This window comes from Flavobacteriales bacterium, from assembly GCA_030584065.1.
Taxonomy (GTDB): domain Bacteria; phylum Bacteroidota; class Bacteroidia; order Flavobacteriales_F; family PHOS-HE28; genus PHOS-HE28.
The window spans coordinates 3,593,223-3,619,061 of record CP129489.1 but is presented as its reverse complement, the minus strand read 5'-3'; the positions used below and the strand labels follow the sequence as shown (position 1 = coordinate 3,619,061).

The following is a 25,839-nucleotide window of genomic DNA, read 5'->3' as shown; positions in this document are numbered from 1 at the left end:
AACGCCCCATGTCCGTAAAGCGCGAACGCGTCCTCATCACCGGTGCCGCCGGATTCCTGGGCTCGCACCTCTGCGACCGCTTCATCAAGGAGGGCTACCATGTCATCGGCATGGACAACCTCATCACCGGCCGGCTAAAGAACATCGAGCACCTCTTCAAGCTGGAGCAGTTCGAGTTCTACAACCACGATGTCACCAAGTTCGTGCATGTGCCGGGGCCGATCAAGTACATCCTGCACTTCGCCAGCCCGGCCTCGCCGATCGATTACCTGAAGATCCCCATCCAGACCTTGAAGGTGGGCAGCCTGGGCACGCACAACCTGCTCGGCCTGGCCAAGGCCAAGGGCGCGCGCATCCTGGTGGCCAGCACCAGCGAGGTGTATGGCGATCCGCAAGTGCATCCGCAGACCGAGGACTACTGGGGCCACGTGAACCCCATCGGTCCGCGCGGCGTGTACGATGAGGCCAAGCGCTTCCAGGAGGCCATCACCATGGCCTACCATACCTACCACGGGCTGGAGACGCGCATCGTGCGCATCTTCAACACCTACGGCCCGCGCATGCGCCTCAACGACGGCCGTGTGCTGCCCGCCTTCATCGGCCAGGCCCTGCGCGGCGAGGACCTCACCGTGTTCGGCGACGGCTCGCAGACGCGCAGCTTCTGCTACGTGGATGATCTGGTGGAGGGCATATACCGCCTGCTCCTGAGCGATTACGCCGGTCCGGTGAACGTGGGGAATCCCAGCGAGATCACCATCGCGCAATTCGCCGAGGAGATCATCAAGCTCACGGGCACCACGCAGAAGGTGGTCTACAAGCCGCTGCCCAAGGATGATCCCATGCAGCGCCAGCCGGACATCACCCTGGCCCGCAAGCTGCTGGGCTGGGAGCCGAAGGTGAGCCGCGCCGAAGGGCTGAAGATCACCTACGACTACTTCAAGAGCCTGACCCCGGAAGAGCTGAACGAGAAGGAGCACTTCAGCTTCGAGGGGTATGTGCGGAAGTAGGCAAGTGACAAGTGACAAGTGTCAAGTAGCAAGTGACAAGGAACAGGACATCTCGAGGCACCTTTGTCCCTTGGCACTTGTTCCTTGTGACTTGACCCTTGCATGACGACCCTCCGCATCGCGGGTGTTCCCGAGCCCTACAACCTGCCCTGGCACCTGGCCATGGAGCAGGGCCGATTCGCGGAGGCGGGCATCGACCTGCAGTGGCACACCGTGCATGAAGGCACCGGACGCATGTGCCAGATGCTCCGCGATGGCGAACTCGACATGGCCGTGCTGGTGACCGAGGGCGCCGTGCGCGACATCCTCAACGGCGGCCCGCACCGCATCGTGAGCACCTTCGTGGAGAGCCCGCTGCCGTGGGGCGTGCACGTGCCCGCCTCGTCCGCCCTGCACCATCCCAGCGACCTCAAGGGTGTTCCCTTCGCCATCAGCAGGCTGGGCAGCGGAAGCCACATCATGGCCATGCTCTATGCCGAGCGGCTCGGCTGGCGTCCGCGCCCAGAGGACCTTGTGGTGGTGCACAACATGGAGGGTGCGGCCCGGCGCATGGCCGAAGGCCCCCCGGTCATCTTCCTGTGGGAGACCTACGTCACCTCACACTACGTGGAGGCCGGTGTGATGCGCCGCGTGGACGAGGTGCGTGGCGACTGGCCCGGCTTCGTGATCGTGGCGCGGGAGGAGTTCGCGCTTGCCCATCAGGGCACCATGCAAGAAGCCCTCGCCGTACTGGACCGTGCCGTGCGCGGCCTGGACCACAGCGCGCACACCGTGGACCTGGTGACGCAGAACGCGGGTTTCCGGAATGAACTGGCGCGGGAATGGCTGCGGCACGTGCGCTGGCAGGTCGCGAGGCCGGATGGCAGGGTGCTGCAACCGCTGATCGCCACCCTTCAGGACCTTGCCCTGGTGCCGGAGGATGCGGACTTGACCCGCGTGTGCTGCGGACCCCAGGAGTAATAGGTAACCTACTGGCAGCCAGCGCACTCCCACATCAACCGGAAGAGGTACATTCGCGGCCCTGTCATGCGCTGCTGGCCTGATGAGCGCATGACGGCTTGAGCGCATGCCCTACACCGCCCACCCCACCGCCGTCATCGACGAGGGCTGCACCATTGGCGAGGGCACGCGCATCTGGCATTTCTCGCACATCATGCCGGGCTGCGTGATCGGGGATGGCTGCAACATCGGGCAGAACGTGGTGGTGAGCCCTGGCGTGAGGCTGGGCCGCAACGTGAAGGTGCAGAACAACGTGAGCATCTACACCGGCGTGGAGTGCGAGGACGACGTGTTCCTCGGCCCGTCGTGCGTGTTCACCAACGTCATCAACCCGCGCAGCGCCGTGGCGCGCAGGGACCAGTACCTTCGCACGCTCGTGAAACAGGGCGCTTCCATCGGGGCCAACGCCACCATCGTCTGCGGGCACGATATCGGCCGCTACGCCTTCGTGGGGGCCGGCGCCGTGGTGACCCGGGAGGTACCCGACTACGCGCTCGTGGTCGGCAATCCCGCCCGGCAGACCGGCTGGATGAGCGAGTTCGGCCATAAGCTGAGGTTCAATGAGGCCGGTGAGGCCGCCTGCCCGGAGAGCGGTCAGCGCTACCGGCTGGAGAACGGGCGCGTGACGCGCATCGCCTGAGCCATGCCGCTGCCCACGGAACAGAGGATCCGATTCGCGGTGGTCGGCTGCGGCCATATCGGCAAGCGGCACGCTGACATGATCCGGCGCCATCCCGAGTGCGAGCTGGTGGCCCTGTGCGATACCCGGCCCAAGGAGGAGCTCGGGCTGGAGGGCTTCGATGCCCCCTGGTTCCCGGACCTGGAAGCGATGCTCACCGCCGTCCCCGGAATCGAGGTCGTGAACATCTGCACGCCCAACGGGCTGCATGCGCCGCAGAGCATCAAGGCGCTGGAGGCCCGCAAGCACGTGGTGTGCGAGAAGCCCATGGCGCTCACCAAGGCCAGCTGCGAGGCCGTGCTCTACAAGGCCCTGCAGGTGCACCGCACCGTGTTCGGGGTGATGCAGAACCGCTACAGCCCGCCCAGCCAGTGGATCAAGGGCGTGGTGGACCAGGGGCTGCTCGGCGACATCCACCTGGTGCAGGTGAACTGCTACTGGAACCGCGACGAGCGCTACTACAAGCCCGGCAGCTGGAAGGGCACGGCCGACTTGGACGGAGGCACGCTCTTCACCCAGTTCAGCCACTTCATCGACATCCTGTACTGGCTCTTCGGCGACATCACCGACATCCGCGGGCGCTTCGCCGACTTCAGCCACCATGACCTCACGGCCTTCGAGGACAGCGGCCTGGTCACCTTCCGCTTCCTTAACGGGGGCATGGGCTGCCTCAACTACAGCACCGCCGTGTGGGACAGGAACCTGGAGAGCAGCCTCACGGTGATCGGCAGCAAGGGCAGCGTGAAGATCGGCGGGCAGTACATGGACAAGGTGGAGCATTGCCACATCCAGGGCTACACCATGCCCGACCTGGCGCCCACCAATCCCGCCAACGACTATGGCGCGTACAAGGGCAGCGCCAACAACCACGGGTACATCATCGACAACGTGGTGGACACCCTGAAGGGACGCAATACCATGACCACCAACGCCCTCGAGGGCCTCAAGGTGGTGGAGATCATCGAACGCATCTACGAGAAGAGGGATGAGCAACCTGTATGACCGACTGCTGAGGAAGGAGGCCAAGCTGGCCGTGATCGGCCTGGGCTACGTGGGCCTTCCCATCGCCCTGGCCTTCGCGCGCAGGATCAAGGTGGTGGGCTTCGACATCAACCAGAAGCGCGTGGACATGATGCGCCGCGGCGAGGACCCCAGCAACGAGCTGCCCGCTGAGGACTTCGAGGGATGCGACATCCACTTCACCGCCGAACTGAGCGACCTGAAGGAGGTGGAGTTCTTCATCGTGGCCGTGCCCACGCCCATCGACAGCCAGAACATCCCCGACCTGGGCCCGCTGCTCGGGGCCACGCGCACCGTGGGCCAGGTGCTGAAGAAGGGCGACTACGTGGTGTACGAGAGCACCGTGTACCCCGGCTGCACCGAGGAGGACTGCGTGCCCCTGCTGGAGCGCCTGAGCAACCTGAGGTTCGTGGAGGACTTCAAGGTGGGATACAGCCCGGAGCGGATCAATCCCGGCGACAAGGAGCACACCCTGGAACGCATCGTGAAGGTGACCAGCGGCTGCGATGCCGAGAGCGCGGAGACCGTCGCCAGGGTGTACGAGCTGGTGGTGAAGGCGGGTGTGCACCGCGCGGCCAGCATCAAGGTGGCCGAGGCCGCCAAGATCATCGAGAACACGCAGCGCGACGTGAACATCGCCCTGATCAACGAGCTCTCGATCATCTTCAACCGGATGGGTATCAATACGTACGATGTGCTGGAGGCCGCAGGCACCAAGTGGAACTTCCTCAAGTTCCAGCCGGGCCTGGTGGGCGGCCACTGCATCGGCGTGGACCCCTACTACCTCGTGTACAAGGCGAAGGAACTGGGCTACCACGCGCAGATCATCGATGCCGGCCGCTTCGTGAACGACAGCATGGGCGGCTACACCGCCAAGCAGACGGTGAAGAAGATCATCGCCGCCGGCACCAACCCGGCCGACGCGCGCGTGCTGGTGATGGGCGCCACCTTCAAGGAGAACGTCACCGACATCCGCAACAGCAAGGTGGCCGACGTGGTGAACGAGCTGAAGAGCTTCAGCTGCCATGTGGACGTGACCGACCCCCATGCCGACAGCGATGAGGTGAAGCACGAGTACGGCTATGAGCTGGCAAAGGAGATGAAGGGGCCCTACGATGCGATCATCGTGGCGGTGAACCACGCGGAGTACGCCAGCAAGGACGAGGCCTGGTTCAAGGGCATGCTGAGGCCCAAGGGCGTGCTGGTCGACCTGAAGGGCGTCTTCCGCAAGAAGATCAAGGACATCACGTACTGGAGCCTTTGACATGCATCCCATCGCAACGGCGCAACGACGCGACGGGAACGCCAAGCGCGTTCCATGCACAGCGGAAGTCGACTCGTCGCGCCGTCCAGGCTAGAACATGAGCAACACACGCAACCTCCTCATCACCGGCGGCGCCGGCTTCATCGGCAGCCATGTGGTGCGGCGCTTCGTCACGAAGTACCCGCAGCACCGCATCATCAACCTCGATGCCCTCACCTACGCGGGCAATCTGGAGAACCTGCGCGACGTCGAGAACGCCCCCAACTACACCTTCGTGAAGGCCGACATCTGTGATGCGGAAGCGGTCGCCCGGGTGTTCAAGGAGTACGCCATCGATGGTGTCATCCACCTCGCGGCCGAGAGCCATGTGGACCGCAGCATCACCGATCCGCTGGCGTTCGTCCGCACCAATGTGTTCGGTACGGTCACGCTGCTGAACGCTGCGAAGGAAGCGTGGAAGGGCAGCTTTGAGGGCAGGCGCTTCTACCATGTGAGCACCGATGAGGTCTACGGCTCGCTCCATGACGATGGCTTCTTCACCGAGGAGACGCCCTATGACCCGCAGAGCCCCTACAGCGCCAGCAAGGCAGCGAGCGACCACTTCGTGCGGGCCTACGGCAACACCTACAAGCTGCCCTTCGTGGTGAGCAACTGCAGCAACAACTACGGCAGCCACCACTTCCCGGAGAAGCTGATCCCGCTCATGATCAACAACATCCGCAGCAGCAAGCCGCTGCCCGTGTACGGAAAGGGCGAGAACGTGCGCGACTGGCTGTGGGTGGAGGACCATGCCGCCGCCATCGACGCCATCTTCCATAAGGGCAGGAACGGTGAGACCTACAACATCGGCGGCCACAACGAGTGGAAGAACATCGACCTGGTGCACCTGCTCTGCTCCATCATGGACCGCAAGCTCGGCCGTGCCGAAGGGGAGAGCGCGAAGCTGATCACCTACGTCACCGACCGCGCCGGCCATGACCTGCGCTACGCCATCGATGCCTCCAAGATCGAGCGGGAGTTGGGATGGAGGCCGAGCATCACTTTCGAGGAGGGTCTGGAACGCACCGTGGACTGGTACCTCGCCAACACCGAATGGCTGGACCACGTGACGAGCGGCGCCTACCAGCTGTACTACCAGGCGCACTACGCCCAGCGCTGACGATGGGCCTCTTCGGCAGCCTGTTCGGGAAGAAGGAGCCGGTGCTCGGCCCGGCAGACCTGTCCGTCCTGGGCTGCGATGTGCACAGCCATTTCATCCCGGGCATCGACGATGGGGCGCAGAGCCTGGAGCAGAGCATGGATCTGCTCGCCGCCATGCGCGAACTCGGCTACCGCAAGGTGATCACCACGCCGCACAGCATGGCCGACGGCTACCGCAACACACCCGAGATCATCCTCGGCGGGTTGGAGAAGCTGCGGGCCGAGGTGCGGCGCCAGGGCATCGACATCCAGGTGGATGCGGCGGCCGAGTACTACCTGGACCACGAGCTGGAGCGCAAGGTGACCGAAGGGCGGGTGCTCACCTTCGGCGACCGGCTCCTGCTCTTCGAGCTGCCCTTCATCAGCGAGCCGGCCATGCTGCTCAACATCGTCTTCCTGATGCAGACGCAAGGCTACCGTCCGGTGCTGGCGCATCCCGAGCGCTACGGATTCTGGCACAGCGACTTCAGCAAGTACGAGCGGCTGAAGGAGCGCGGCGTGCTGTTCCAGCTCAACCTGGTGGCCCTTTCCGGCGCCTACGGCCCGAAGGCCAGGGAAGTGGCGGAGCGCCTCATCGATGCGGGCTCCTATGAGCTGCTGGGCACGGATTGCCACAACATGAACCACGTGGAAGCGATCCGGAATACCCTTGCGCGGCCCTATCTGCACAAGCTGATTGCCAGCGGCAAGCTGCTGAACGCCCGGCTATGAGCCTCAGGTGAAGCGCTTCTGGTCCGGCAGGTACCAGCAGAGCAGGCCCAGCAGGGGCAGGAAGGAGCAGACCCGGAAAACGGTGTCGATGTCGGTGGCATCGGCGAGGCGTCCGAGCAACGCACTGCCCAGGCCGGCCATGCCGAAAGCGAAGCCGAAGAACAGTCCGGACACGAGCCCCACACGACCGGGGATGAGCAGCTGGGCATACACCAGGATGGCGGAGAAGGCCGATGCTAGGATGAAACCGGCCAGGAAGGCCAGCACGCCGGTCCAGAAGAGATCGGCGTAAGGGAGGGCCAGGGTGAACGGCGCGGCGCCGAGAATGCTGGCCCATACGATCCGCTTGTAGCCGATGCGGTCGCCGAGGAAGCCGCCGAGCAGGGTGCCGATGGCGGCGGCGAAGAGGAAGAGGAAGAGCTGCACCTGCGCCTCCTGCACGCTGAGGCCGAAGCGGCCGATGAGGTAGAAGGTGTAGTAGCTCGTCATGCTGGCCACATAGAACTGCTTGGAGAAGATCAGCAGCATCAGCGTGGCGATGATGAGAGCCACCTTGCTCCGGGGCAGCACCGAGCGCCGCACAGGCCCATCATGGGCGGTCCCGCGGCGATGAAGGGCCAGGATGCGCATGTACCATCTCCCTACACGCCACAGAACGACCATGGCCACGAGCGGCAGCACCGCGAACCAGCCCACCGTGGCTTGACCGAGGGGCACCACCACCGCCGCCGCCAGCAGCGGGCCCAGTGAGGAGCCCATGTTCCCGCCGAGCTGGAAGACCGATTGGGAGAGCGAGCGCTTGCCGCCTGAGGCCATGTAGGCCATGCGCGAAGCCTCGGGGTGGAAGATGGAAGAGCCCACGCCCACCAGGGCCACCGACCCCAGGATCATCGGAAAGCTGTGCGCCTGGGAGAGCAGCGCCAGGCCGATCAGCGTGGAGCCCATGCCGCCCACCAGCGCAAAGGGCCGGGGGTGCTTGTCCGTCCAGTGGCCCACCAGCGGCTGCAGGATGGACGCGGTGAGCTGGAAGGTGAGCGTGATGAGGCCGATCTGCGCGTAGCTCAGCTGAAAGGAAGCCTTCACCAGCGGATAGATGGCCGGGACCAGCGCCTGCACCGTATCGTTCAGCAGGTGCGAGAATGCGATGGCGAGGAGGACCGGATAGGCCGTCCGCTGCGCGGCAAATACGGAAGAGGGGCCGCTCGGGGGCATGGGCGGCGCAAAGGTACCGGGAGCGCGGTGGCGCCTATGCGGCGCTCGTCTCGAGTTCCTTGCTCACCTTCTTGAACAGCCCCTGCAACACGTTGCCGGGGCCTACTTCCACCACCTTGTTGCACCCATCGGCGAGCATGTGCTGCATCGTCTGGGTCCAACGCACAGGGGCGGTGAGCTGGGCGATCAGGTTGGCCTTGATGCGGGCGGGGTCGGTGTGCGGACGGGCGTCCACGTTCTGGTACACCGGGCAGCGCGGGTTCACGATGGGCGTGAAGGCGATGGCTGTTTCCAGCTCCACGCGGGCAGGCTCCATCAGCGGGCTGTGGAAGGCACCGCCCACCTGCAAGACGAGCGCGCGCTTGGCACCGGCAGCCTTCAGGGCCTCGCAGGCGGCGTTCACGGCCTCCACGGTGCCGCTGATCACCAGCTGACCGGGGCAGTTGTAGTTGGCGGGCACCACCACGCCGGGGATGGCCCTGCACACCTCCTCCACCTTCTCGTCCTCCAAGCCCAGGATGGCGGCCATGGTGCTCGGCTGCAGTTCGCAGGCCTTCTGCATGGCATTGGCCCGCGCAGCCACCAGCTTCAGGCCATCGGCGAACTCCATGGCCCCGGCGGCCACCAGCGCGCTGAACTCGCCCAAGCTGTGCCCGGCCACCATGGCGGGCTGGAACGCATCGCCCAGCACCTTGGCCTTCACCACGCTGTGCAGGAAGATGGCGGGTTGCGTCACATTGGTCTGCTTCAGGTCGGAATCGCTACCGGTGAACATCACCGCGGTGAGGTTGAAGCCCAGGATGTCGTTGGCATGCTCGAACCAGATGCGGGCATTGCTGTCGGCGTCGTACAGGTCCTTGCCCATGCCGGGGAACTGGCTGCCCTGTCCGGGGAAAACGTAGGCGGTCATGCGGTCGTTGATCAATGTTGGGTCTCGGGCTGGCTCATGGGCGGATGGAGCGCGCATCTGGCATGGACCTGCGGGCGCGCTCCTCGTACCTGGTCAGTCGCGCCGTCCGAAAAGGCGCAGCAGCATCAGGAAGAGGTTGATGAAGTCGAGGTAAAGGGTCAAGGCGCCCATCAGGGCCATCTTCTGTGAGGTCTCCGTTCCCGTGGCCACCTCCTCTCCCATGCGCTTGAGCTTCTGCATGTCGTAGGCGGTGAGTCCCGTGAAGACGATGACCCCGAGGATGCTGATGATGTAATCCATGCTGCTGCTGCCCAGGAACATGTTCACCACGGTGGCGATGATGATGCCGATGAGGCCGACGAAGAGGAGGCTGCCGAGCCGGGTGAGGTCCGTCCGTGTGGTGTAGCCGGCCACGGCCATGATGCCGAAAATGGCTGCACTCATGAAGAAGACCTTGATGATGGCCGACGCCGCGTAGAGGATGAAGATGTAGCACAGGCTGATGCCCATGAGCGTGGCGAAGGCCAGGAAGGTGAGCAGCATCGCCGTGCCGCTGAGCCGATTGACCATGCCGCCCATGAGGAAGACCAGCCCGAGCGGCGCCAGCATCACCCCCCACCCCAGCAGGCTGCGGCCGGTGACCTGCCCTGCGCCATCGACGCTATAGAGGTAGGCGAGCAGCCCGGGCGTGCTGGCGAAGAGCCAGGACATGGCGCCGCTGATGATGAGCGCGGCGGCCATGTAGGCGAAGACGTGGCTGAGGAAGGTGCGCACACTGGCGTCGGGGCCGTAGATGACCTGGCCGGTGGCGGGTGCGGGATGCTGCTCCATGCGTGCTCTTTGATTCGTGGTGAGGCCTGCGGTCATCACGGCCGCGGCCACGGCCAAGGTAGCCACCGGAAGCGGTCGGCAGGCAGTGCCTGCTCAATGGAGCCTCGCGCTCAAGAGCTGGATGAACTCCTCCCGGGTGCGGTTATCGGTCAGGAAGATGCCCGTGAAGGCGCTGGTGGTGGTCACGGAGTTCTGCTTCTGGATGCCCCGCATCTGCATGCACAGGTGGGAGCACTCCAGCACCACCGCCACGCCCAAGGGCTGAAGGGTGTCGTGCAGGCAGTCGCGGATCTGGTCGGTGAGGCGCTCCTGCACCTGCAGGCGGCGGGCGAAGGCGTCCACCACACGCGGCACCTTGCTCAGGCCCACGATACGCCCGTTGGGGATGTAGGCAACGTGCGCCTTGCCGAAGAAGGGCAGCATGTGGTGCTCGCACATGGAATACACCTCGATGTCCTTCACCAGCACCATCTGGCTATAGTCCTCGGTGAACATGGCGCTGCGCAGGATGGCGGCCGGGTCGAGGTCATAGCCGTGGGTCAGGTACTGCAGGGCCTTGGCCACGCGCTCCGGGGTCTTCTTCAGGCCCTCGCGCCCGGGGTCCTCGCCGATGGCCTTCAGGATGGGCGCGAAATGACCGCTGATCTCGGCCAGCCGCTTGGGATCGTACTGGTCTATCCGTTCATAGCCCTCGCCGCTGGTCTCGTGTTCACCGCTCGCCATGGTACTCGGCATAATTGTTCTCGGTCTCCTCCACCTTCACCGTACGCAACGTGGCTCCCAAGGCCTTCACCGGCACCTCCAGCTGCTCCCAGATGGCCACGCACAGGTTCTCTGTGCTGCTGCGCCTCCCCTTCATGAACGCCACATCCGCATCGATGTTCCTGTGGTCCAGGTGATCGATCACATGCTCCTTGATGATCCGGCTCAACCGGCTGAGGTCGGTGACGAAGCTCGTCTCGGGATCCTGCTCACCGCTCACGGTCACCCACAGCACGTAATTGTGGCCGTGGCCGTTCGGATTGGAGCACTTGCCGAACACGGCCAGGTTCTTCGCATCGTCCCAATCGGCGCGGGCGAGGCGGTGGGAGGCGCTGAAGCGCTCCCGGCGGGTGATGTGCACGATGGGCATTGCCGTCAAAGGTAGCGGGCAGGGCGTTGGGATGCGGGCTTGAGCAAGCGGGGCCGCGCATGGCCCGACCCGATGGCCGCCCCCCTACCTTCGCTGCATGATCGTAGTGACCGGAGCCGCAGGCTTCATCGGCAGCGCCTTGGTGGGCGAGCTGCTGCGCCAGGGCTGGCAGGACATCGTGGCAGTGGACGATTTCAGCCGCACGGACAAGGCCCCCAACCTGTCGGGCAAGGAACTCTCCGCCATGGTCGACCGCACGGATTTCTTCCGCTGGCTGGACCGGAACGAGAAGCTCGTGCAGTTCATCTTCCACCTCGGCGCACGCACCGATACCACCGAGTTCAATGCGGCGATCTTCGACGAGCTGAACCTGCACTACAGCCAGCGCATGTGGGAGGCCTGCGTCAAGTACGGCCTCCCCCTGGTCTATGCCTCCAGCGCGGCCACCTATGGCAGTGGTGAGCTCGGCTACAGCGATCACGACGACAGCCTGCCCCAACGCCTGCATCCGCTGAACCCCTATGGGGAGAGCAAGAACGACTTCGACAAGTGGGCGCTGGCCCAGGATCACAAGCCTTTCTTCTGGGCGGGCCTCAAGTTCTTCAACGTCTACGGGCCCAATGAGTACCACAAGGGCCGCATGGCAAGCGTGGTGCTCCACGCCTTCAACCAGATCCGTGATACCGGGGGCATGAAGCTCTTCCGCAGCCACCGGCCGGACTACAAGGACGGTGAGCAGCTCCGCGATTTCGTTTACGTGAAGGACGTCTGCAGCGTGTGCCTCTACCTGATGGAGCACCGGAAGCACAGCGGGCTCTACAACCTCGGCAGCGGCAAGGCCCGCACCTTCCTCGACCTTGCGCGGGCCACCTTCAAGGCGATGGGCCGGGAGGAGCGCATCTCCTTCATCGACACCCCGGCCGATATCCGCGACAAGTACCAATACTTCACGGAGGCCGACATGGCCAAGCTGAAGGCCATCGGGTACGACAAGCCCTTCGCCTCACTTGAAGAGGGCGTAAACGACTACGTGACGAACTACCTCGCGAAGGGCGCCTACTGCTGAGGCGATGCGGGCTCCCCTCCCAGCGCGTTCCGCAGCTCCACCAAGGACCGCCGGATGGCAAGGAGCCGCTCGCGGATGGCCTCATGGTCCGCGGCCGGCACCGGATCCTTCGCCACCGCGCCCTGCTTCATCTGGCTCTTCGCTCCATTGAGCGTGAAGCCCTCCTCCTTCACCAACCGTTGGATGGTGCGCAGCTGGTCGATCTCCTTGGTGGTGTAGAGCCGGTCACCACGGTTGGTGCGCTTGGGTATGATCGTGCCGAACTCCTTCTCCCAGAAACGGATGGAGGAAGTGTTCACGCCCAGCTCCTCGGCTACTTCGCCGATGGTCCAGTAGAGCTTTCCGATGGTCTTGGGCTTGAGCGGCATCGGCGCGAAGGTATCGATCAGTCGAGCGCCTGCCCAGCGCTGCGCGACAGCTCCACCAGCCGCGCGTATTCCTCCGGGCTCAGGTCGTTGAAGTAGTAGTTGGCCGGATCGACAGGCTGCCCGCCCTTGTGCACCTCGTAGTGGAGGTGCGGCCCCACGCTCAGACCCGTGTTCCCCACCAGCCCGATGACATCTCCACGCTTCACGCGCTGGCCCACGCGCACCTCGATCCGGCTCAGGTGGGCGTAGAGCGTCTGGTAGTCGAAGCCGTGGTCGATGACCACGTGCATGCCGTAGCCGTTGGTGCCGTAATCCGCATATACCACCTTGCCATCGCCGGTGGTATGGATGGGGGTGCCCAGCTTGGCGGTGAAGTCCATTCCCGCGTGGAACTTCTGGATCTTGTGGATCGGGTGGATGCGCCAGCCGAAGCCGCCGGCCGTCTGGGTGAGGTCCTCATTGGGGATGGGCTGGATGGCCGGGATGCTGGCGAGCATCTCCTGCTTGCGGAGCACCAGCTCGGCCACTTCATCCAGCGACACCGATTGCACCACCAACTGACGGGCCAGCAGGTCCAGGCGCTTGCGCGTATCCATCACCAGGTCGCTGCTGGCATAGCCAGCCAGCTCGCGGTAGCGGTTGATGCCCCCCACCCCTGCCTGGCGCATGCTCTCGGGCACCGGATCGGCCTCGAAGATCACCCGGTAGATATTATCGTCCCTGCGGCGCACATCGGCCATCACTCCCTCCAGCTCGGCGAGCTGCTTGTTCAGCAATTCATACTGCACCAGCAGCTGCTTGTTCTCGCGACGGAGCTCCGCCTCCTTGGGACTGTCCACGAACTGGTAGACCAGGAAGATGCCCAGCAGCCCCACGGCCACGCCCGGGAGCAGAAGCAGCGCAGTTCGCCGCACCTTTTGCCAGGTGCTCAGGCGAATGCGCTCGAAATTGAGCGTCTTGGGATTGAAGCGATACTTGTGCTCGGCCATGGCAACAGGCGGCTGCCGAAGATAGCCCCCCACCTCCACCAGCCCGCCGCAGCCGCCCCACCCGGCTGTTAAAGCCTGTTGATCCGAGCCGTGGCCCCCAACCTCCACCGGTTGGCGCGCCTCGGTACCTTCGCGGGCGTTTTCGCCCAGACCATGCTCACCAGCCAGCAGATCCGCCAGAAGTTCCTCGACCATTTCGCCAAGCACGGCCACACCATCGTGCCCAGCGCGCCCATGGTGGTGAAGGACGACCCCACGTTGATGTTCACCAACGCGGGCATGAACCAGTTCAAGGACCTCTTCCTGGGCAACCGCGAGGCCAAGCACAAACGCATCGCCGACACGCAGAAGTGCCTGCGCGTCTCGGGCAAGCATAACGACCTGGAGGAGGTGGGCATCGACACGTACCACCACACGATGTTCGAGATGCTCGGCAACTGGAGCTTCGGGGACTACTTCAAGAAGGAGGCGATCCAGTGGGCCTGGGAACTGCTGGTGGACGAGTACAGGATCAACACGGCCGACATCTACGTGACCTACTTCGGCGGCGATGAGAAGGACGGCCTGCCCGCCGATGAGGAGACGCGCGACCTGTGGAAGCAGTACCTGCCCGCCGAGCGCATCCTGCCCTTCAGCCGCAAGGACAACTTCTGGGAGATGGGCGACACCGGTCCCTGCGGGCCGTGCACCGAGATCCACGTGGATGTGCGCACCGCCGAGGAAAAGGCGCAGAAGCCCGGCCGCGAGCTGGTGAACAACGATCACCCGCAGGTGATCGAGATCTGGAACAACGTGTTCATGCAGTTCGAGCGCAAGGCCGATGGTTCGCTCGTGACATTGCCCGCCCAGCACGTGGACACCGGCATGGGCTTCGAGCGCCTGTGCATGGTGCTGCAAGGCAAGCGCAGCAACTATGACACGGATGTGTTCCAGCCGCTGATCCAGGCCATCGCGAAACGGAGCGGCAAGACCTACGGTGCAGAGGAGAAGGCCGACATCGCCATGCGTGTGTGCGCCGACCACCTGCGTGCCATCAGCTTCGCCATCGCCGACGGGCAGCTGCCCAGCAACACCGGCGCGGGTTATGTGATCCGCCGCATTCTGCGGAGGGCCGTGCGCTACGGCTACAGCTTCCTCGGCTTCAATGAGCCCTTCATGCACGAGCTGGTGAGGACCTTGGCCGGGCAGATGGGCGACCAGTTCCCCGAACTGCGCAAGCAGCAGCAGCTGGTGGAGAGCGTGATGCAGGAAGAGGAGAAGGCCTTCCTCCGCACCCTGGAGCAAGGAACGAAGCGTCTCGAACAAGCGCTTGCGGAGTCGAAGGAGACGCTCGCTGGCGACCGTGCCTTCGAGCTCTTCGACACCTACGGCTTCCCCATCGACCTCACGCAGCTCATGGCGCGCGAGCAGGGGATGAGCGTGGACATGAAAGGCTTCGAGGCGGAGCTGCAGAAGCAGAAGGAACGCTCCCGCGCCGCCACGGCCGTCACCACCGGAGATTGGGTGGAGCTCGGCAAAGGCGAGACCGCCTTCATCGGCTATGACGAACTCGGCACCGAGGCCCGCATCCTGCGCTACCGCAAGGTCTCCGGCAAGGGCGGCGACCAGTTCCAGCTCGTGCTCGACCGCACGCCCTTCTATGCGGAAGGCGGCGGCCAGGTGGGCGACCAGGGCTGGTTGGTGCAAGGTGCCGATCAGGTCGAAGTGATCGACACCAAGCGCGAGAACCAGCTGATCGTGCACTTCACCAAGGAGCTGCCGAAGGATGTGACCCAGCCGCTCACCGCGCAGGTGAACACGCAGCGCCGCGGCCTCACCGCGCGCAACCACACCGCCACGCACCTGTTGCACCACGCCCTGCGCAAGCACCTGGGCACGCACGTAGAGCAGAAGGGTTCTTTGGTGGCGCCCGACCGCCTGCGCTTCGACATCAGCCACTTCGCCAAGGTGACGCCCGAGGAGCTGTCCACCATCGAGCGCGAGGTGAACGCGATGATCACGGATGACATCGTGTTCGAGGACAAGCGCAACGTGCCCATCGCCGAGGCGAAGGCCATGGGCGCCATGGCGCTCTTCGGCGAGAAGTACGGTGACAACGTGCGGGTGGTGAAGTTCGGCCCCAGCATCGAGCTCTGCGGTGGTACGCACGTGCCGCGCACCGGCGTGATCGGTCCCTTCCGGATCGTGAGCGAGAGCGCACTGGCCGCAGGCATCCGCCGCATCGAGGCCATCACCAGCCTGGAGGCCGAGCGCATGATCAACGAGAAGCTCGCGAAGCTGGAGGCCATCGAGGCCCTGCTGAAGAACCCCGCCGATGTGGTGGCCGCCGTGCAGAAGCTCGCGGAGCAGAACACCGCGCTCACCAAGGAGCTGGAGAAGGCGGCCCGCGAGAAGGTGAAGCGTTATGCCACCGCCATCCCCGCCAAGGCCACGGCCAACAGCAAGGGCGTGAAGGTGCTGGTGGAACAGCTCGACCTCGATGCCCAGGGCCTGAAGGACCTCGGCTTCACACTGCGCGAACAGCACGCCGACCTCGCCTTCGTGGCCGGCTCCGTGATCGACGGCAAGCCGCTGCTCGCGGTATCCCTGGGCAAGCAAGCGCTGGAAGCCACGGGCCTCAAGGCCGTCGACATCATCAAGCAGATCGGTCCGCTGATCAAGGGCGGCGGCGGTGGCCAACCGGACTTCGCCACGGCCGGCGGCAAGGAGCCCGGCGGCATGGCCGATGCGTTGAAGAAGGCGGCGGAGTTGCTGAGCTGAGCCATGAGCACGCCGCATCCTGTACTGGCCGCGCTGGTGCACAGTGCCGTAGTTCAGGTCGCAGGGTAAGAGAGGGTCTACTTTGCCACGACTCGCTCCAAACGCTTCGGCGGCTAACGCGCGCCTGCGCTAACGGTGCTGAGGCTCATTGAGCTCGACCATAAAGGTGTTTTCTAGCCCCACATTGGTCAGTGGCTATGGTTGAAGCGCACGACATGTGGCATGCCTTCAACGTTCACCTGCAACACGTAAAGACCCTCGGCTTGCGTCGAGAGGTCGAACAGCAATCGTCCAACGCCGGGCATCGCGGAACCCAGGTCTTTCACCATCCTACCGGCCGGATCGAAGAGGCGTACCTGTGCGATGGCGGTTCCCGCTGGAACCATCAGTTGATAAGCGCCGTCACCCAAGGCAGCTACCGAGAGGCCTTGCGCGGAAGACCTTTCTTCAACGCCGATCGGTGAGTTGCACCATTCCCCTTCGAAGCCTGCATCGCCCACCCACTTGATCACCTGATTGATGGGCTGGCCGTTGAGCTCGAAGCCGCAAGCGGCAAAGACCGTATCGTGATATAAGGCCAGGGACTGGCAGAAGCTGGTGGGCCCGAAGGTGTCGCTGTAGCCGCACCACTTGGTGCCGTCCCACACGGCGAAGCGGTTGGCCTGGTTGCCCGCCACGTAGCTGAACTCGCCACCCACCAGCAATTTGCCGTCGTGGTGCAGGAAGCTCAGGGCGGTGGCGCGGGTGAGGTTGTCGTTGAATACGCCCTGCAGATCGCCATTGAGGCCGCTCCACTCTGTGCCGTTCCATTTCATGATGCAATTGCCCGCGTTGCCATCGGCCACCGTGAAGCCGCCGCCGAAGTAGAGCTCATCTTGATAGACCGTGAGGCAACGGCCATTGGCAAAGCCATCGCTCAAACCTCCACCAGGTGCATACCAGCCCGAGCCATCGAAGGCGATGATGTCGTTCTCGCCATTCGCATTGAAGCTGAAGTTTCCGCAGGCATAGAGCTCACCTTGGTACCACTCGGCATCGTAGAAGTCTGGGCCGCCACCGGTTTGCGTTTGCGGAGGCGGATCGAAACACTGCCAGACCCCACCCACACGCTTGGCGATGCCGTTGCAGAGCTGGCCATCTACGTACTCGAAACCGCCGATGGCGTAGAGTTCACCGTTGATGATCTTGAGGTTGCGGATGCCGAGATCAAAGCTGCCGTAGGGGTGCCAAGCGCCATCATAGTGGGCAGCTGCTCCTTCTATTGGGATTTCGTTTACGAAGTCCAGGTTGCTTGTACCTGCAACGACCAAGGTGTCTCCAAACCGCTCCGCATCAGATAGGCCACCGTAGAAGGTGCCAAGCGTATCCCATGCACCATCCTTGTAGCGTACTATCGATTGTTCGCTGTTCTCGCCCGTGACAGTCGTGTACCCAACCACCAACAAGCGATCCTCGGTTTGGTCAACCAATACCTTGATGAGGCTGGTCGGATTGTAGCCAGGCATCCCAGTATCCACCCAATGCTGGGCGCACAACGGCGCACAGGCGCATAGGCCTAGCCATGCAAGCCTACGCATGGCTCAGCGCGTATGTACAAGTTGTACGCTTCGGGATCCTGTCGGCTCCAGCACCTGCACTACGTAGAGTCCATCCGCATAGGGCTGGAAGTCAAGGATGGTGTTGCCGGAAGTCACCACCGGCGAAAACGATCGCACCTCACGCCCAACCGCATCCACCACGCGTAAGCGGTATACCGTGCCCAAAGGCATAACGACTTGATATTGGCCACCGCCGATCGGCACCACCGCAAGGCCATCGCCGCCGGTCCATTCAGCGATCCCCACCGCCCCGGTGAAGCTGCCCGTGCAAAGCGCGCCGAGGAACCAATCCATCCAGAAATCACCGGCCAGCCAGCTGCCTTTGAAGTAGGCGGGCGGGCCGGGGTCGTGCAAGGGGAAATCGTCCACAAAGGGGAAGCTGGGGCTGGTGACCCCAGCGAAGTAGGCGGTGCCATCGTGGTAGGCCATGTGCCGGATGGCTTCGCCGATGCCGCCTTCGGTGCCGCCCACGTAGGTGCTGTAAGCCAGAGCGGTGTTGGCATCGAAGGCCATCAAGATCGCGTCCTTACCGTTCTGAGCAGCGGCTTGGCCGGGGTTGAAGCCTTGGGTATACAGTCCATTCGTCTGCACGTTGCTCAACCCTCCATCGTTGCTGAAACCGAAGGCGAAGAGCTTGTTGCCCAGTTGCTCCACACCCTCGAGGCGCGTGAGCTGCGCCCCGCCGATGTGCGTGGCCCAGTTGAGCGCGCGTGTGCCGCCGTTGAAGCGGGCCAGGTAGCCCGCGCCGTTCGTGCTGCCTGCGGCTTGATAGAACCCACTGGCATTCTGTGTAGGCATGTTGGTGCTGTAGCTGACGCCCCCGACCGCGATATCGCCATTCTCCGTGATGCACAACCCATTGAAGCCTGGCTCATCGATGCCGCTACCGCCTAGGTAGGTGGCCCAAGTACAGGTGCCGCTGCCGTTGAAGGCGAGCAGGTTCATATCGGTCTGCCCACCCGAGCTGGTCTGGTTGAAGGAGCCACTGCCTCCGTTCACCATGGGCAAATTGCTGCTCGTCGACTGCCCCAGCACCACTGCGCGGTCCTGGATAAAGGCGACATCGTGCGCATCGTCATCGCCGCTGCCGCCGTAGGCCGTACACCATTGTAGCGCATCGTTCGGGGCGAAGCGTGCCAGCAGGATGTCGCGCCCACCTGCCTGGCTCCAACTGGTGGCGCCGCTGGCCGATTGCGCCGGGAAGGTGCTGGTGCAGGTTCCCACCACCATCAGGCGTCCTTGGCTATCCAGCGCCATGCCACGCAACCACTCATTGCCATCGCCGAAGTAGGTGCCCCACTGGATGGTGCCAAAGGCATCGAACTTTGCGATGAAGCCTTTTGCGGTGAATTGGTTGTCGGTTGCATCGTAATACGCCCCGGATTGATTCCATGTGAACAGATCCGTGGCCACCGTCCACCCGGTGATGTAGATCTCGTTGGGTGAACGAGCCACCACGGCCTCGCCGCTCTGCTCATCGCTGCCGCCGTAGAAGAGGGTCCATTGCTCATCGTGCAACGGGTCGAACTTCGCCAGCACCACAGCATTCGTGCTGTTGATGATGGAAGATCCGGTCACGTTCGGAAAGGTGAGGGCACTATACGTGTAGCCGGTGGCGTAGAAGTTCCCATCGGCATCGGTGGTTGTTCCGAACACTTCTTCACGCTCGTTGCCGCCATAGAAGGTGTTCCAGCAGAAGCCTTGCGCATCGGAGGAGGCCGAGACAGGCGTGGGGCCGATCTGCAGCACCAATGGAAGAGAAGTGTCGTAGCTGTCGAAGGCGATCTCGATCACGTCGTCGTTGTTGGGGTTCACATAGCTGGCGTTCCAGGCCAGAGGGATCACCTCGTTGTTGTTACCTACCTGATAGGCCACGGCCTCATCCAGTTTCACCCAGGTGCCGTTCTTCCAGATCTTCAGGAAGCCCGCCACGTCCACCTTCAGGCTATCCTGTCCCCAGAATTGCAGTGCCAGCTTGGTGGGGTCGCTGCCGGGCCAGCAGTAAAAGGCCATCTTCTGTCCCCCGCTGCCGCTGTAGAAGACCATGTCGATGTTGTCATACACATCCGGGTACTTCAGCCAGTCGTAGCCCTGTGCATGTACACCGTTCGGTCCGCACCATGGCAGGTAGAACTTCTTGTAGTGGTCCTTCACTACGTTCGCCATGGGATCCACATTGGCTGCCAAATAGGGCCGCACATCCAGGCGGTGCGCGAGCAGCGGCGCATTCGGCAGCAAGGAAGTTGGCTCGTGAACTACGATGCTCATGGTGCTGTTCTTACGGAAATAGGCCCGTGGCATGGTGCCTTGCGAGTAATAGAGGACCGGGTCCACTGGCGATCCGTCCGGGTATTTGAGTTGGCCTTCGTTCTCCCAGAAACCGATGATCTCCTTGCAGGCTTCGCCGTAGTAATCCGGCAGCTCAAGCTGCGCTTGCAAATGGGGGGGGGGTGAAGCTCACGGACAGCGTAATGGCGAGTATCAGGTGCTTCATGGCGTTGGAAGTGTTGAAGTTCTTATGGTTGCTTCAGAACTGAGGTAAGCGAAGCTAATCCAACAACGAGCCGACTCCAAGAGGTAGTTCAATGTAACTGGAATGCAACGATAGCGGAATAAGCCGGCAGCGTTACACCCTTGCTCCCCGATCTGTAATTGCTGGAAGTATCGCTCGGAAAGCAGGCTATGGAGGCCACAGGTCTCAAGGCGGTCGACATCATCAAGCAGATCGGTCCGCTGATCAAGGGCGGTGGCGGTGGCCAACCCGACTTCGCCACGGCCGGCGGCAAGGAGCCCGGTGGCATGGCAGAAGCGTTGAAGAAGGCGGCGGAGTTGTTGAGCTGACCCGAAACAACAAAGCCCTTCCGGTCGGAAGGGCCTTGTTGCGGCGTGAGGTGCTACGGGCTACTTCACGCCAACTGAGGGCGGGCACCGCCTTTGTTCAGCTTCGTGGGCGGCGGCAGGTAGGTGGCATTGCGCAGGGGGCCGAGGTATTGGTCGCTCTCATTGAAGGCCAAGTTCATCACGTAGAGGCCGTTGAGCGCGATCACGAGCACGTAATCGAGCATGCTGCGCTTGCCGAAGCACTGCACCACCTCGATCCACACCTTGGGGATGAAGTAGAGCTGGCCATAGAGGGGGATGAGCACCTTCCAGGCATCGCTCGCCGGACGGCCCACGATGCGCATGAAGACGATGACGTTCCAGACCGGGATGAAGGCCGCGATCCCGGGCTGACGGCACTTCTCGTAGAGGCGCCATTGCGCCAGGATGGCGATGGCCGCGATGAAGCCCAGGGCATAGTAGAAGGCGTTGCCCATGCCGAGGGTCTTGTAGAAGTAGTCGTGGAAGGCGATCAGGTAGTCCATGGCGTGCAGGCTTGGTTTTACGGGATGCACCGATTCCAGGCGGGTTCCACCAAAGAGACGGCTCCAGAGGGCCCCGGTTGCCTGTCAACGGCTCCTTCTATCCCCAACCGTATGTGAGTTCAGCCAACGGCTGCGCCCGATCCACCAACGGTTCGGCCCAAGCCGGCCTCAGGAGCGCGGCACCGCATAGGCCTTCACATCGGCCTCGGTGATCTCCTTGCCGCTGAGGATCACCAGGCGCTCCACCACATTGCGCAGCTCGCGCACGTTGCCGGTCCACGGCAGCCGCTGAAGCTCCTTGATGGCCTTGTCGGCGATCCTCTTGGGGGCGATGCCCTGCTCGGTGCAGACCTGCTCGATGAAGTGGTCTGCCAGCAGGGGGATGTCCTCCAGCCGCTCGCTCAGGCTGGGCACATGGATGGGAATGACGTTGAGGCGGTGGAACAGGTCCTCCCGGAAGCGGCCCTCGGCGATCTCCTTCTTCAGGTCCTTGTTGGTGGCGGCGATCACGCGCACATCCACCTGGATGTCCTTGTCGCCCCCCACGGGGGTGATGCGGCCCTCCTGGAGCGCGCGCAGCACCTTGGCCTGCGCCGCGAGTGCCATGTCGCCGATCTCGTCGAGGAACAGGGTGCCGCCGTGGGCCAGCTCGAACTTGCCCTTGCGGTCCTTGATGGCGCTGGTGAAGCTACCCTTCATGTGGCCGAAGAGCTCGCTCTCGATCAGCTCGCCTGGTATGGCGGCGCAGTTCACCTCGATATAGGGGCCGTTGACGCGGGCGCTCCTCTGGTGGATGAGCCGGGCCACCCCCTCCTTGCCTGCGCCGTTCCCGCCGGTGATGAGCACGCGCGCATCGCTGGGGGCCACCTTCTCGATCATCTCCCGGATCTGCTGCAGCGCCTTGCTCTCGCCGATCATCTGCACGCCTCCGGCCTTGGCCCTGCCCACCTTGCTGCGGAGCACCTTGGTCTCCTGCACCAGGCTGCCACGGTCCAGCGCATTGCGGACGCTGACCAGGATGCGGTTGATGTCGGGGGGCTTCTGGATGAAGTCGAAGGCGCCCTTCTTGAGCGCATCCACCGCGGTATCGATGGTGCCATGGCCGCTGATCATCACCACGGGCAGGTCGGGATCATGGGCCTGCAACCTCTCCAGCACCTCGATGCCGTCCACCTTGGGCATCTTGATGTCGCAGAGGACCAGGTCGAATCGGCCCTTGGTGGCCTTCTCCAGTCCTGCGGCGCCGTCCTCCGCCTCGTCCACCTTGTGCTTCTCGTGCTCGAGGATGTCGCGCAGTGCGGCGCGGATCGCCTTCTCGTCGTCGATGATGAGGATGTGGGCCATGGGTAGCAGCGGTCTTCTCCGCGGTTGGCAAATATGGCATCCGTTCGGCTGGGCGCTCCCTGGCGGCTGTCCGCTCAATGCTGCAGCGGCCGCTTCTTGATCATCCCGCCGCGCGTGTCCTTCACGGGGCTCATCACCACGAAAGCATGGGGGTCGATCTTCTCGATCTCGGTGAGCACGCGGCTGAGCTCGAGCCGGGTGATGACGCAATAGATGATCTCCGTCTCGTGGCTGAGTCCGTCCTTGCCGTAGCCGCGCCTCCCCGCATACACGGTCATGCCCCGGCCCATCACATGGCTGATCATGTGCCGCAGCTCGGCGTGGTGCGGGCTGATGATGGTGAGGCCGGTGTACTCCTCGATGCCTTCGATCACGAAATCGACCGTCTTGCTGGCGGCCAGGTAGGTGACCATGGCGTAGAGCGCGGTCTCCACGCCCAGCAGCCAGGCCGCGGCGCCGAAGATGACCACGTTGATCACCATGATGATGTCGCCGATGGTGGTGCCCAGCTTCCGGCTCAGGTAGAGCGCCACCACCTCGGTGCCGTCGATGACGCTGCCCCCGCGCACCGCAAGGCCGATGCCCGCACCGAGGAAGAAGCCGCCGAAGACCGCCACCAGGAGCTTGTCGTGCGTGACATCAGGGAAATGCACCGTTGCCGTGACCAGGGCCAGCGCAGCGATGGCCACGGAGGTCTTGAAGGCGAACTCCCTGCCGATGATGCGGTAGGCCGCCACCATGAAGGGCGCGTTCACCAGCACCAGAAGCACGGGCAGAGGGAGGCCCGTGAGGTGCGTGCAGAGCAGGGCGATGCCGGTGGCGCCACCGTCGATGAAGGCGTTCGGTATCAGGAATCCCTCGAGCCCGAACGCTGCGCTGAAGACGCCCAACGTGATGAAGACCACATCCTTCAGCCTGCGCCGGAAGGTGACGCGCATCGCATGCAGCCGGCGTGCGCGGCGATAGCGGCTCCCTTCCTCCGTGGCCCGCCTCGGGACAGGCATGCGCTTGAGCAGCCGGTGGCGATGCTTGCGGGACATGCCGCCCAAAATAGGCGGTTCGCTCCCGACCTAGGCCACTGCCGCCCCCTCCTTCAGGGCGTACCTGCTCCATGCGAGCTCGCGGATGCCACCGGCCAGGAGCACGCGGTCGACCTGGATGAGCGCGTAGGGCATGGTGTCCACGCGGTGCGCGGGCAGGCCGGGCACCTGCAGGCGCTCCGCGCGGCTCATGCGCAGCAGCCGGTCCTTGAGGGCATCGAACTCCAGGGCCGGGAAGCTGAGCGTGACGGCATCGGGAGCGAGCGCCTCGCCGCGCCCGGCGCTGATGATGCGCGCCAATGAATCGAAGCTGCCCGCACTCCCCACGAGCACATGCGGCTCCTGGCGCTCCACCACGGCATAGAGCGCCGCCAGCCGATCGTCAAGGTGCGCGGCGATGCGGGCCTCCTGCTCCAGTGTGATGGGGTCGCTGATGGGGATCCGCTCGCGCAGGCGCGTCACGCCCAGCTCGAAGCTGCGCTTCCACATCAGCGCCTTGTCGGTGGCCAGGATGAACTCAGTGCTGCCGCCGCCGATGTCCATCACCAGCGAGGGCTGCGCTCCGAAGCGCACGGCCTGACGCACGCCCGCCAGGATCAGCTCCGCCTCCCGGTCTCCGGGTATGATGCCGATCGTGATGCCGAGCTCACGCTCCGCCGCCCGCACGAACTCCTCCGCATTGCGCGCGTTGCGCAGCATCGAGGTGCCGAAGCCGCGGATGCGCCCGACGCCATGCCCCAAGGCCGTGGCCTTGTGCAGCCGCAGCGCCTCCATGCCGCGCTCGAAGGCGTCCGACGCGATAAGCCCCTGTTCGATGCCTCCCCTTCCGAGGAACACCGGCAGCTCCTCGCTGTGGATGATGCGCAGCCCCCTCTCTCCCTGCTCAAAGACCAGCAGGTTGAAGGTGTTCGTGCCGAGGTCGATGATTGCGTTCATGCGTCAACGTCGATCCCGTGGATCGACGCTGCAGTCGGCCGGCCTGCAGCCCTCAGCCATTGTACATCAACCACCTCCCCAATTCCTTCCAGCTCACCTTCTTGCCGTACATGAGGATGCCGGTGCGGTAGATGCGGCCGGCCAGCCACACGCTGCCGATGAAGGTGGCCACCAGCAGGGCCATGCTCAGCAAGAGCTGCCAGGCCGGCACCGTCCCCATCACCACCCGCACCATCATCACGATCGGGGCGGTGAAGGGCACAAGGCTTCCCCAGAGCACGGCCGGGCTCTCGGGATTGAGCACGCCCAGCTGCGCGATGAAGATGGCCACGATCATGGGCAGCGTCACCGGGAACATGAACTGCTGCGTGTCCGTCTCGCTGTCCACGGCGCTGCCGATGGCCGCGAGCAGCGAGCTGTAGAGCAGGTAGCCCCCGATGAAGAAGAAGGCGAACACGGCCAGCACCAGGGGGATGTTCACCTGCGCGATCAGGTCCATCACCTTGTCGCTGTCCACGGCCTTGGGTGCTGCGCCCTGCTGCTCCAGCAGCTGCTGCTCCACCTGGGCGGTCATGCCGTTCTCCGCGAGCGTGGCGGGGTCGAACCCCGAGCTGGCGAACAGGGCCAGGCCCACCACCACCATGATGACGGTGATGCCGATCCAGAGCATGAACTGCGTGAATCCGACCATGGCCACGCCCACGATCTTGCCCATCATGAGCTGGAAGGGGCGCACGCTGCTGATGAGCACCTCGACGATCCGGTTCTGCTTCTCCTCCATCACGCCGCGCATCACCTGCACACCGTACATGAAGATGAAGATGAACATGAAGTAGCCGAAGAAGAACCCGATCATCGCACGCTCCTGGGCGAAGGACTCATTGTCCACGTCCTCGATGTCGAAGCTGCGGATGTCGAGCGGCCGTCGCACGCGCTCGAAGGCCTCGGGATCGATGCTGGCCTGCTGGAGCCGGGCGAGCTCAATGCTCTTGTCGAGCTGCCCGCGGATGTGGTTCATCACGAACTCGCTGGGCAGCGACTTGTAGTAGAGATCGGCCCGCGGGTCGTTGAGCACGCCGGGCAGGAGGTTGATCCGCACGGTGAAGGGGCTGGCCTTGAAGGCCGAATCCGTCCACTGGTGGCCATCGAGGAAGAACCGGACGTTGCGGCCGTCCTCGAGCCTGCGGCCGATCACCCCCTCGGGGTCCACCACCAGCACCTGGTGATCCGTGGCCTCCTGAGCGCCGATCCACGCCATGGCCAGGATCGCCCCGGTGATGAGCACGGGCCCCAGGATCGTCATGATCAGGAAGCTGGGCTTCCGCACGCGGGTGATGAACTCGCGCCAGATGATGAGGCGGATCTTATTCATGTGCGCAGGTTATCATGCGAGCGTGTGCGCGGCCAG

At 63.9% G+C, this 25,839-nt stretch carries 24 protein-coding genes; 10 read left to right on the top strand and 14 right to left on the bottom strand.

Going from position 1 to position 25,839, the window contains the following annotated elements:
- Positions 1-8: 8 nt before the first annotated feature.
- The 7 genes from QY325_15065 to QY325_15035 all read left to right on the top strand — a co-directional run bounded on the left by QY325_15065 (position 9) and on the right by QY325_15035 (position 6,880).
- Positions 9-1,007, top strand: coding sequence for an SDR family oxidoreductase (locus tag QY325_15065; GenBank protein WKZ66076.1), 999 nt, complete (start codon positions 9-11; stop codon positions 1,005-1,007).
- 102 nt (positions 1,008-1,109) lie between these two features.
- Positions 1,110-1,967, top strand: a complete 858-nt coding sequence (locus QY325_15060; GenBank protein ID WKZ66075.1) for an ABC transporter substrate-binding protein — start codon at positions 1,110-1,112, stop codon at positions 1,965-1,967.
- Between the two features lie 106 nt (positions 1,968-2,073).
- Positions 2,074-2,646, top strand: coding sequence for a DapH/DapD/GlmU-related protein (locus tag QY325_15055; protein ID WKZ66074.1), 573 nt, complete (start codon positions 2,074-2,076; stop codon positions 2,644-2,646).
- Positions 2,647-2,649: 3 nt separating this feature from the next.
- Entirely contained in the window at positions 2,650-3,687 is a 1,038-nt protein-coding gene (locus QY325_15050; protein ID WKZ66073.1) for a Gfo/Idh/MocA family oxidoreductase, read from the top strand.
- Positions 3,671-4,969 (top strand): nucleotide sugar dehydrogenase, encoded by a 1,299-nt coding sequence (locus tag QY325_15045; protein ID WKZ66072.1) that lies wholly within the window; start codon positions 3,671-3,673, stop codon positions 4,967-4,969. Before QY325_15050 ends, QY325_15045 begins: the two co-directional genes overlap by 17 nt.
- Before the next feature lie 97 nt (positions 4,970-5,066).
- Positions 5,067-6,128, top strand: a complete 1,062-nt coding sequence (rfbB, locus tag QY325_15040) for a dTDP-glucose 4,6-dehydratase (protein WKZ66071.1) — start codon at positions 5,067-5,069, stop codon at positions 6,126-6,128.
- A 2-nt stretch (positions 6,129-6,130) separates the two neighbouring features.
- On the top strand, positions 6,131-6,880 hold the full coding sequence (locus QY325_15035) for a histidinol phosphatase (protein WKZ66070.1): 750 nt from the start codon (positions 6,131-6,133) through the stop codon (positions 6,878-6,880).
- A gap of 3 nt (positions 6,881-6,883) precedes the next feature.
- Here QY325_15035 and QY325_15030 read toward each other — a convergent pair whose 3' ends face one another.
- The 5 genes from QY325_15030 to QY325_15010 all read right to left on the bottom strand — a co-directional run bounded on the left by QY325_15030 (position 6,884) and on the right by QY325_15010 (position 10,965).
- Positions 6,884-8,092 (bottom strand): MFS transporter, encoded by a 1,209-nt coding sequence (locus QY325_15030; GenBank protein WKZ66069.1) that lies wholly within the window; start codon positions 8,090-8,092, stop codon positions 6,884-6,886.
- Between the two features lie 34 nt (positions 8,093-8,126).
- On the bottom strand, positions 8,127-9,002 hold the full coding sequence (gene fabD / locus QY325_15025) for an ACP S-malonyltransferase (GenBank protein WKZ66068.1): 876 nt from the start codon (positions 9,000-9,002) through the stop codon (positions 8,127-8,129).
- A 93-nt stretch (positions 9,003-9,095) separates the two neighbouring features.
- Positions 9,096-9,833 (bottom strand): Bax inhibitor-1/YccA family protein, encoded by a 738-nt coding sequence (locus QY325_15020; GenBank protein ID WKZ66067.1) that lies wholly within the window; start codon positions 9,831-9,833, stop codon positions 9,096-9,098.
- A 93-nt stretch (positions 9,834-9,926) separates the two neighbouring features.
- Positions 9,927-10,556 (bottom strand): GTP cyclohydrolase I FolE, encoded by a 630-nt coding sequence (gene folE, locus QY325_15015; GenBank protein ID WKZ66066.1) that lies wholly within the window; start codon positions 10,554-10,556, stop codon positions 9,927-9,929.
- Positions 10,543-10,965, bottom strand: a complete 423-nt coding sequence (locus QY325_15010) for a 6-carboxytetrahydropterin synthase (protein WKZ66065.1) — start codon at positions 10,963-10,965, stop codon at positions 10,543-10,545. Before QY325_15010 ends, folE begins: the two co-directional genes overlap by 14 nt.
- Positions 10,966-11,062: 97 nt before the next feature.
- Between QY325_15010 and rfaD the strand changes: the two genes are divergently transcribed.
- Positions 11,063-12,031, top strand: coding sequence for an ADP-glyceromanno-heptose 6-epimerase (gene rfaD / locus QY325_15005; protein ID WKZ66064.1), 969 nt, complete (start codon positions 11,063-11,065; stop codon positions 12,029-12,031).
- Here rfaD and QY325_15000 read toward each other — a convergent pair.
- Both QY325_15000 and QY325_14995 read right to left on the bottom strand, forming a co-directional pair.
- Complete coding sequence (locus tag QY325_15000) at positions 12,022-12,399, bottom strand: MerR family transcriptional regulator (protein ID WKZ66063.1); 378 nt, start codon at positions 12,397-12,399, stop codon at positions 12,022-12,024. The genes rfaD and QY325_15000 overlap by 10 nt on opposite strands.
- 17 nt (positions 12,400-12,416) lie before the next feature.
- Positions 12,417-13,388: a M23 family metallopeptidase gene (locus QY325_14995; GenBank protein WKZ66062.1), complete on the bottom strand. Its 972-nt coding sequence runs from the start codon at positions 13,386-13,388 to the stop codon at positions 12,417-12,419.
- Positions 13,389-13,541: 153 nt separating this feature from the next.
- On the opposite strand from QY325_14995, the gene alaS reads away from it, so the two are divergent.
- Positions 13,542-16,148 (top strand): alanine--tRNA ligase, encoded by a 2,607-nt coding sequence (gene alaS, locus QY325_14990; GenBank protein WKZ67993.1) that lies wholly within the window; start codon positions 13,542-13,544, stop codon positions 16,146-16,148.
- A gap of 188 nt (positions 16,149-16,336) precedes the next feature.
- Here alaS and QY325_14985 read toward each other — a convergent pair whose 3' ends face one another.
- Both QY325_14985 and QY325_14980 read right to left on the bottom strand, forming a co-directional pair.
- Positions 16,337-17,653, bottom strand: a complete 1,317-nt coding sequence (locus tag QY325_14985; GenBank protein ID WKZ66061.1) for a hypothetical protein — start codon at positions 17,651-17,653, stop codon at positions 16,337-16,339.
- Between the two features lie 75 nt (positions 17,654-17,728).
- A complete protein-coding gene (locus QY325_14980) occupies positions 17,729-20,185 on the bottom strand; it encodes a hypothetical protein (protein WKZ66060.1) in 2,457 nt (818 codons plus the stop codon).
- A gap of 243 nt (positions 20,186-20,428) precedes the next feature.
- On the opposite strand from QY325_14980, the gene QY325_14975 reads away from it, so the two are divergent.
- Positions 20,429-20,587 carry a DHHA1 domain-containing protein gene (locus tag QY325_14975; GenBank protein WKZ66059.1) on the top strand — a complete coding sequence of 53 codons (159 nt, stop codon included), beginning with the start codon at positions 20,429-20,431 and terminating at the stop codon, positions 20,585-20,587.
- Between the two features lie 65 nt (positions 20,588-20,652).
- Here QY325_14975 and QY325_14970 read toward each other — a convergent pair whose 3' ends face one another.
- From QY325_14970 to QY325_14950, 5 genes are all read right to left on the bottom strand, one after another.
- Complete coding sequence (locus QY325_14970; protein ID WKZ66058.1) at positions 20,653-21,111, bottom strand: DUF5684 domain-containing protein; 459 nt, start codon at positions 21,109-21,111, stop codon at positions 20,653-20,655.
- Positions 21,112-21,279: 168 nt separating this feature from the next.
- A complete protein-coding gene (locus tag QY325_14965) occupies positions 21,280-22,455 on the bottom strand; it encodes a sigma-54 dependent transcriptional regulator (GenBank protein ID WKZ66057.1) in 1,176 nt (391 codons plus the stop codon).
- Between the two features lie 74 nt (positions 22,456-22,529).
- Positions 22,530-23,495, bottom strand: coding sequence for a YitT family protein (locus QY325_14960; protein ID WKZ66056.1), 966 nt, complete (start codon positions 23,493-23,495; stop codon positions 22,530-22,532).
- Between the two features lie 30 nt (positions 23,496-23,525).
- Entirely contained in the window at positions 23,526-24,431 is a 906-nt protein-coding gene (locus QY325_14955) for a hypothetical protein (protein ID WKZ66055.1), read from the bottom strand.
- A gap of 52 nt (positions 24,432-24,483) precedes the next feature.
- A complete protein-coding gene (locus QY325_14950; GenBank protein WKZ66054.1) occupies positions 24,484-25,803 on the bottom strand; it encodes an ABC transporter permease in 1,320 nt (439 codons plus the stop codon).
- Positions 25,804-25,839: the final 36 nt, after the last annotated feature.

Coding starts and splice junctions, on each gene's coding strand:
- QY325_15065 (WKZ66076.1), top strand. CDS start 9: ATGTCCGTAAAGCGCGAACGCGTCCTCATCACCGGTGCCGCCGGATTC.
- QY325_15060 (WKZ66075.1), top strand. CDS start 1,110: ATGACGACCCTCCGCATCGCGGGTGTTCCCGAGCCCTACAACCTGCCC.
- QY325_15055 (WKZ66074.1), top strand. CDS start 2,074: ATGCCCTACACCGCCCACCCCACCGCCGTCATCGACGAGGGCTGCACC.
- QY325_15050 (WKZ66073.1), top strand. CDS start 2,650: ATGCCGCTGCCCACGGAACAGAGGATCCGATTCGCGGTGGTCGGCTGC.
- QY325_15045 (WKZ66072.1), top strand. CDS start 3,671: ATGAGCAACCTGTATGACCGACTGCTGAGGAAGGAGGCCAAGCTGGCC.
- rfbB (WKZ66071.1), top strand. CDS start 5,067: ATGAGCAACACACGCAACCTCCTCATCACCGGCGGCGCCGGCTTCATC.
- QY325_15035 (WKZ66070.1), top strand. CDS start 6,131: ATGGGCCTCTTCGGCAGCCTGTTCGGGAAGAAGGAGCCGGTGCTCGGC.
- QY325_15030 (WKZ66069.1), bottom strand. CDS start 8,092: ATGCCCCCGAGCGGCCCCTCTTCCGTATTTGCCGCGCAGCGGACGGCC.
- fabD (WKZ66068.1), bottom strand. CDS start 9,002: ATGACCGCCTACGTTTTCCCCGGACAGGGCAGCCAGTTCCCCGGCATG.
- QY325_15020 (WKZ66067.1), bottom strand. CDS start 9,833: ATGGAGCAGCATCCCGCACCCGCCACCGGCCAGGTCATCTACGGCCCC.
- folE (WKZ66066.1), bottom strand. CDS start 10,556: ATGGCGAGCGGTGAACACGAGACCAGCGGCGAGGGCTATGAACGGATA.
- QY325_15010 (WKZ66065.1), bottom strand. CDS start 10,965: ATGCCCATCGTGCACATCACCCGCCGGGAGCGCTTCAGCGCCTCCCAC.
- rfaD (WKZ66064.1), top strand. CDS start 11,063: ATGATCGTAGTGACCGGAGCCGCAGGCTTCATCGGCAGCGCCTTGGTG.
- QY325_15000 (WKZ66063.1), bottom strand. CDS start 12,399: ATGCCGCTCAAGCCCAAGACCATCGGAAAGCTCTACTGGACCATCGGC.
- QY325_14995 (WKZ66062.1), bottom strand. CDS start 13,388: ATGGCCGAGCACAAGTATCGCTTCAATCCCAAGACGCTCAATTTCGAG.
- alaS (WKZ67993.1), top strand. CDS start 13,542: ATGCTCACCAGCCAGCAGATCCGCCAGAAGTTCCTCGACCATTTCGCC.
- QY325_14985 (WKZ66061.1), bottom strand. CDS start 17,653: ATGCCTGGCTACAATCCGACCAGCCTCATCAAGGTATTGGTTGACCAA.
- QY325_14975 (WKZ66059.1), top strand. CDS start 20,429: ATGGAGGCCACAGGTCTCAAGGCGGTCGACATCATCAAGCAGATCGGT.
- QY325_14970 (WKZ66058.1), bottom strand. CDS start 21,111: ATGGACTACCTGATCGCCTTCCACGACTACTTCTACAAGACCCTCGGC.
- QY325_14965 (WKZ66057.1), bottom strand. CDS start 22,455: ATGGCCCACATCCTCATCATCGACGACGAGAAGGCGATCCGCGCCGCA.
- QY325_14960 (WKZ66056.1), bottom strand. CDS start 23,495: ATGTCCCGCAAGCATCGCCACCGGCTGCTCAAGCGCATGCCTGTCCCG.
- QY325_14955 (WKZ66055.1), bottom strand. CDS start 24,431: ATGAACGCAATCATCGACCTCGGCACGAACACCTTCAACCTGCTGGTC.
- QY325_14950 (WKZ66054.1), bottom strand. CDS start 25,803: ATGAATAAGATCCGCCTCATCATCTGGCGCGAGTTCATCACCCGCGTG.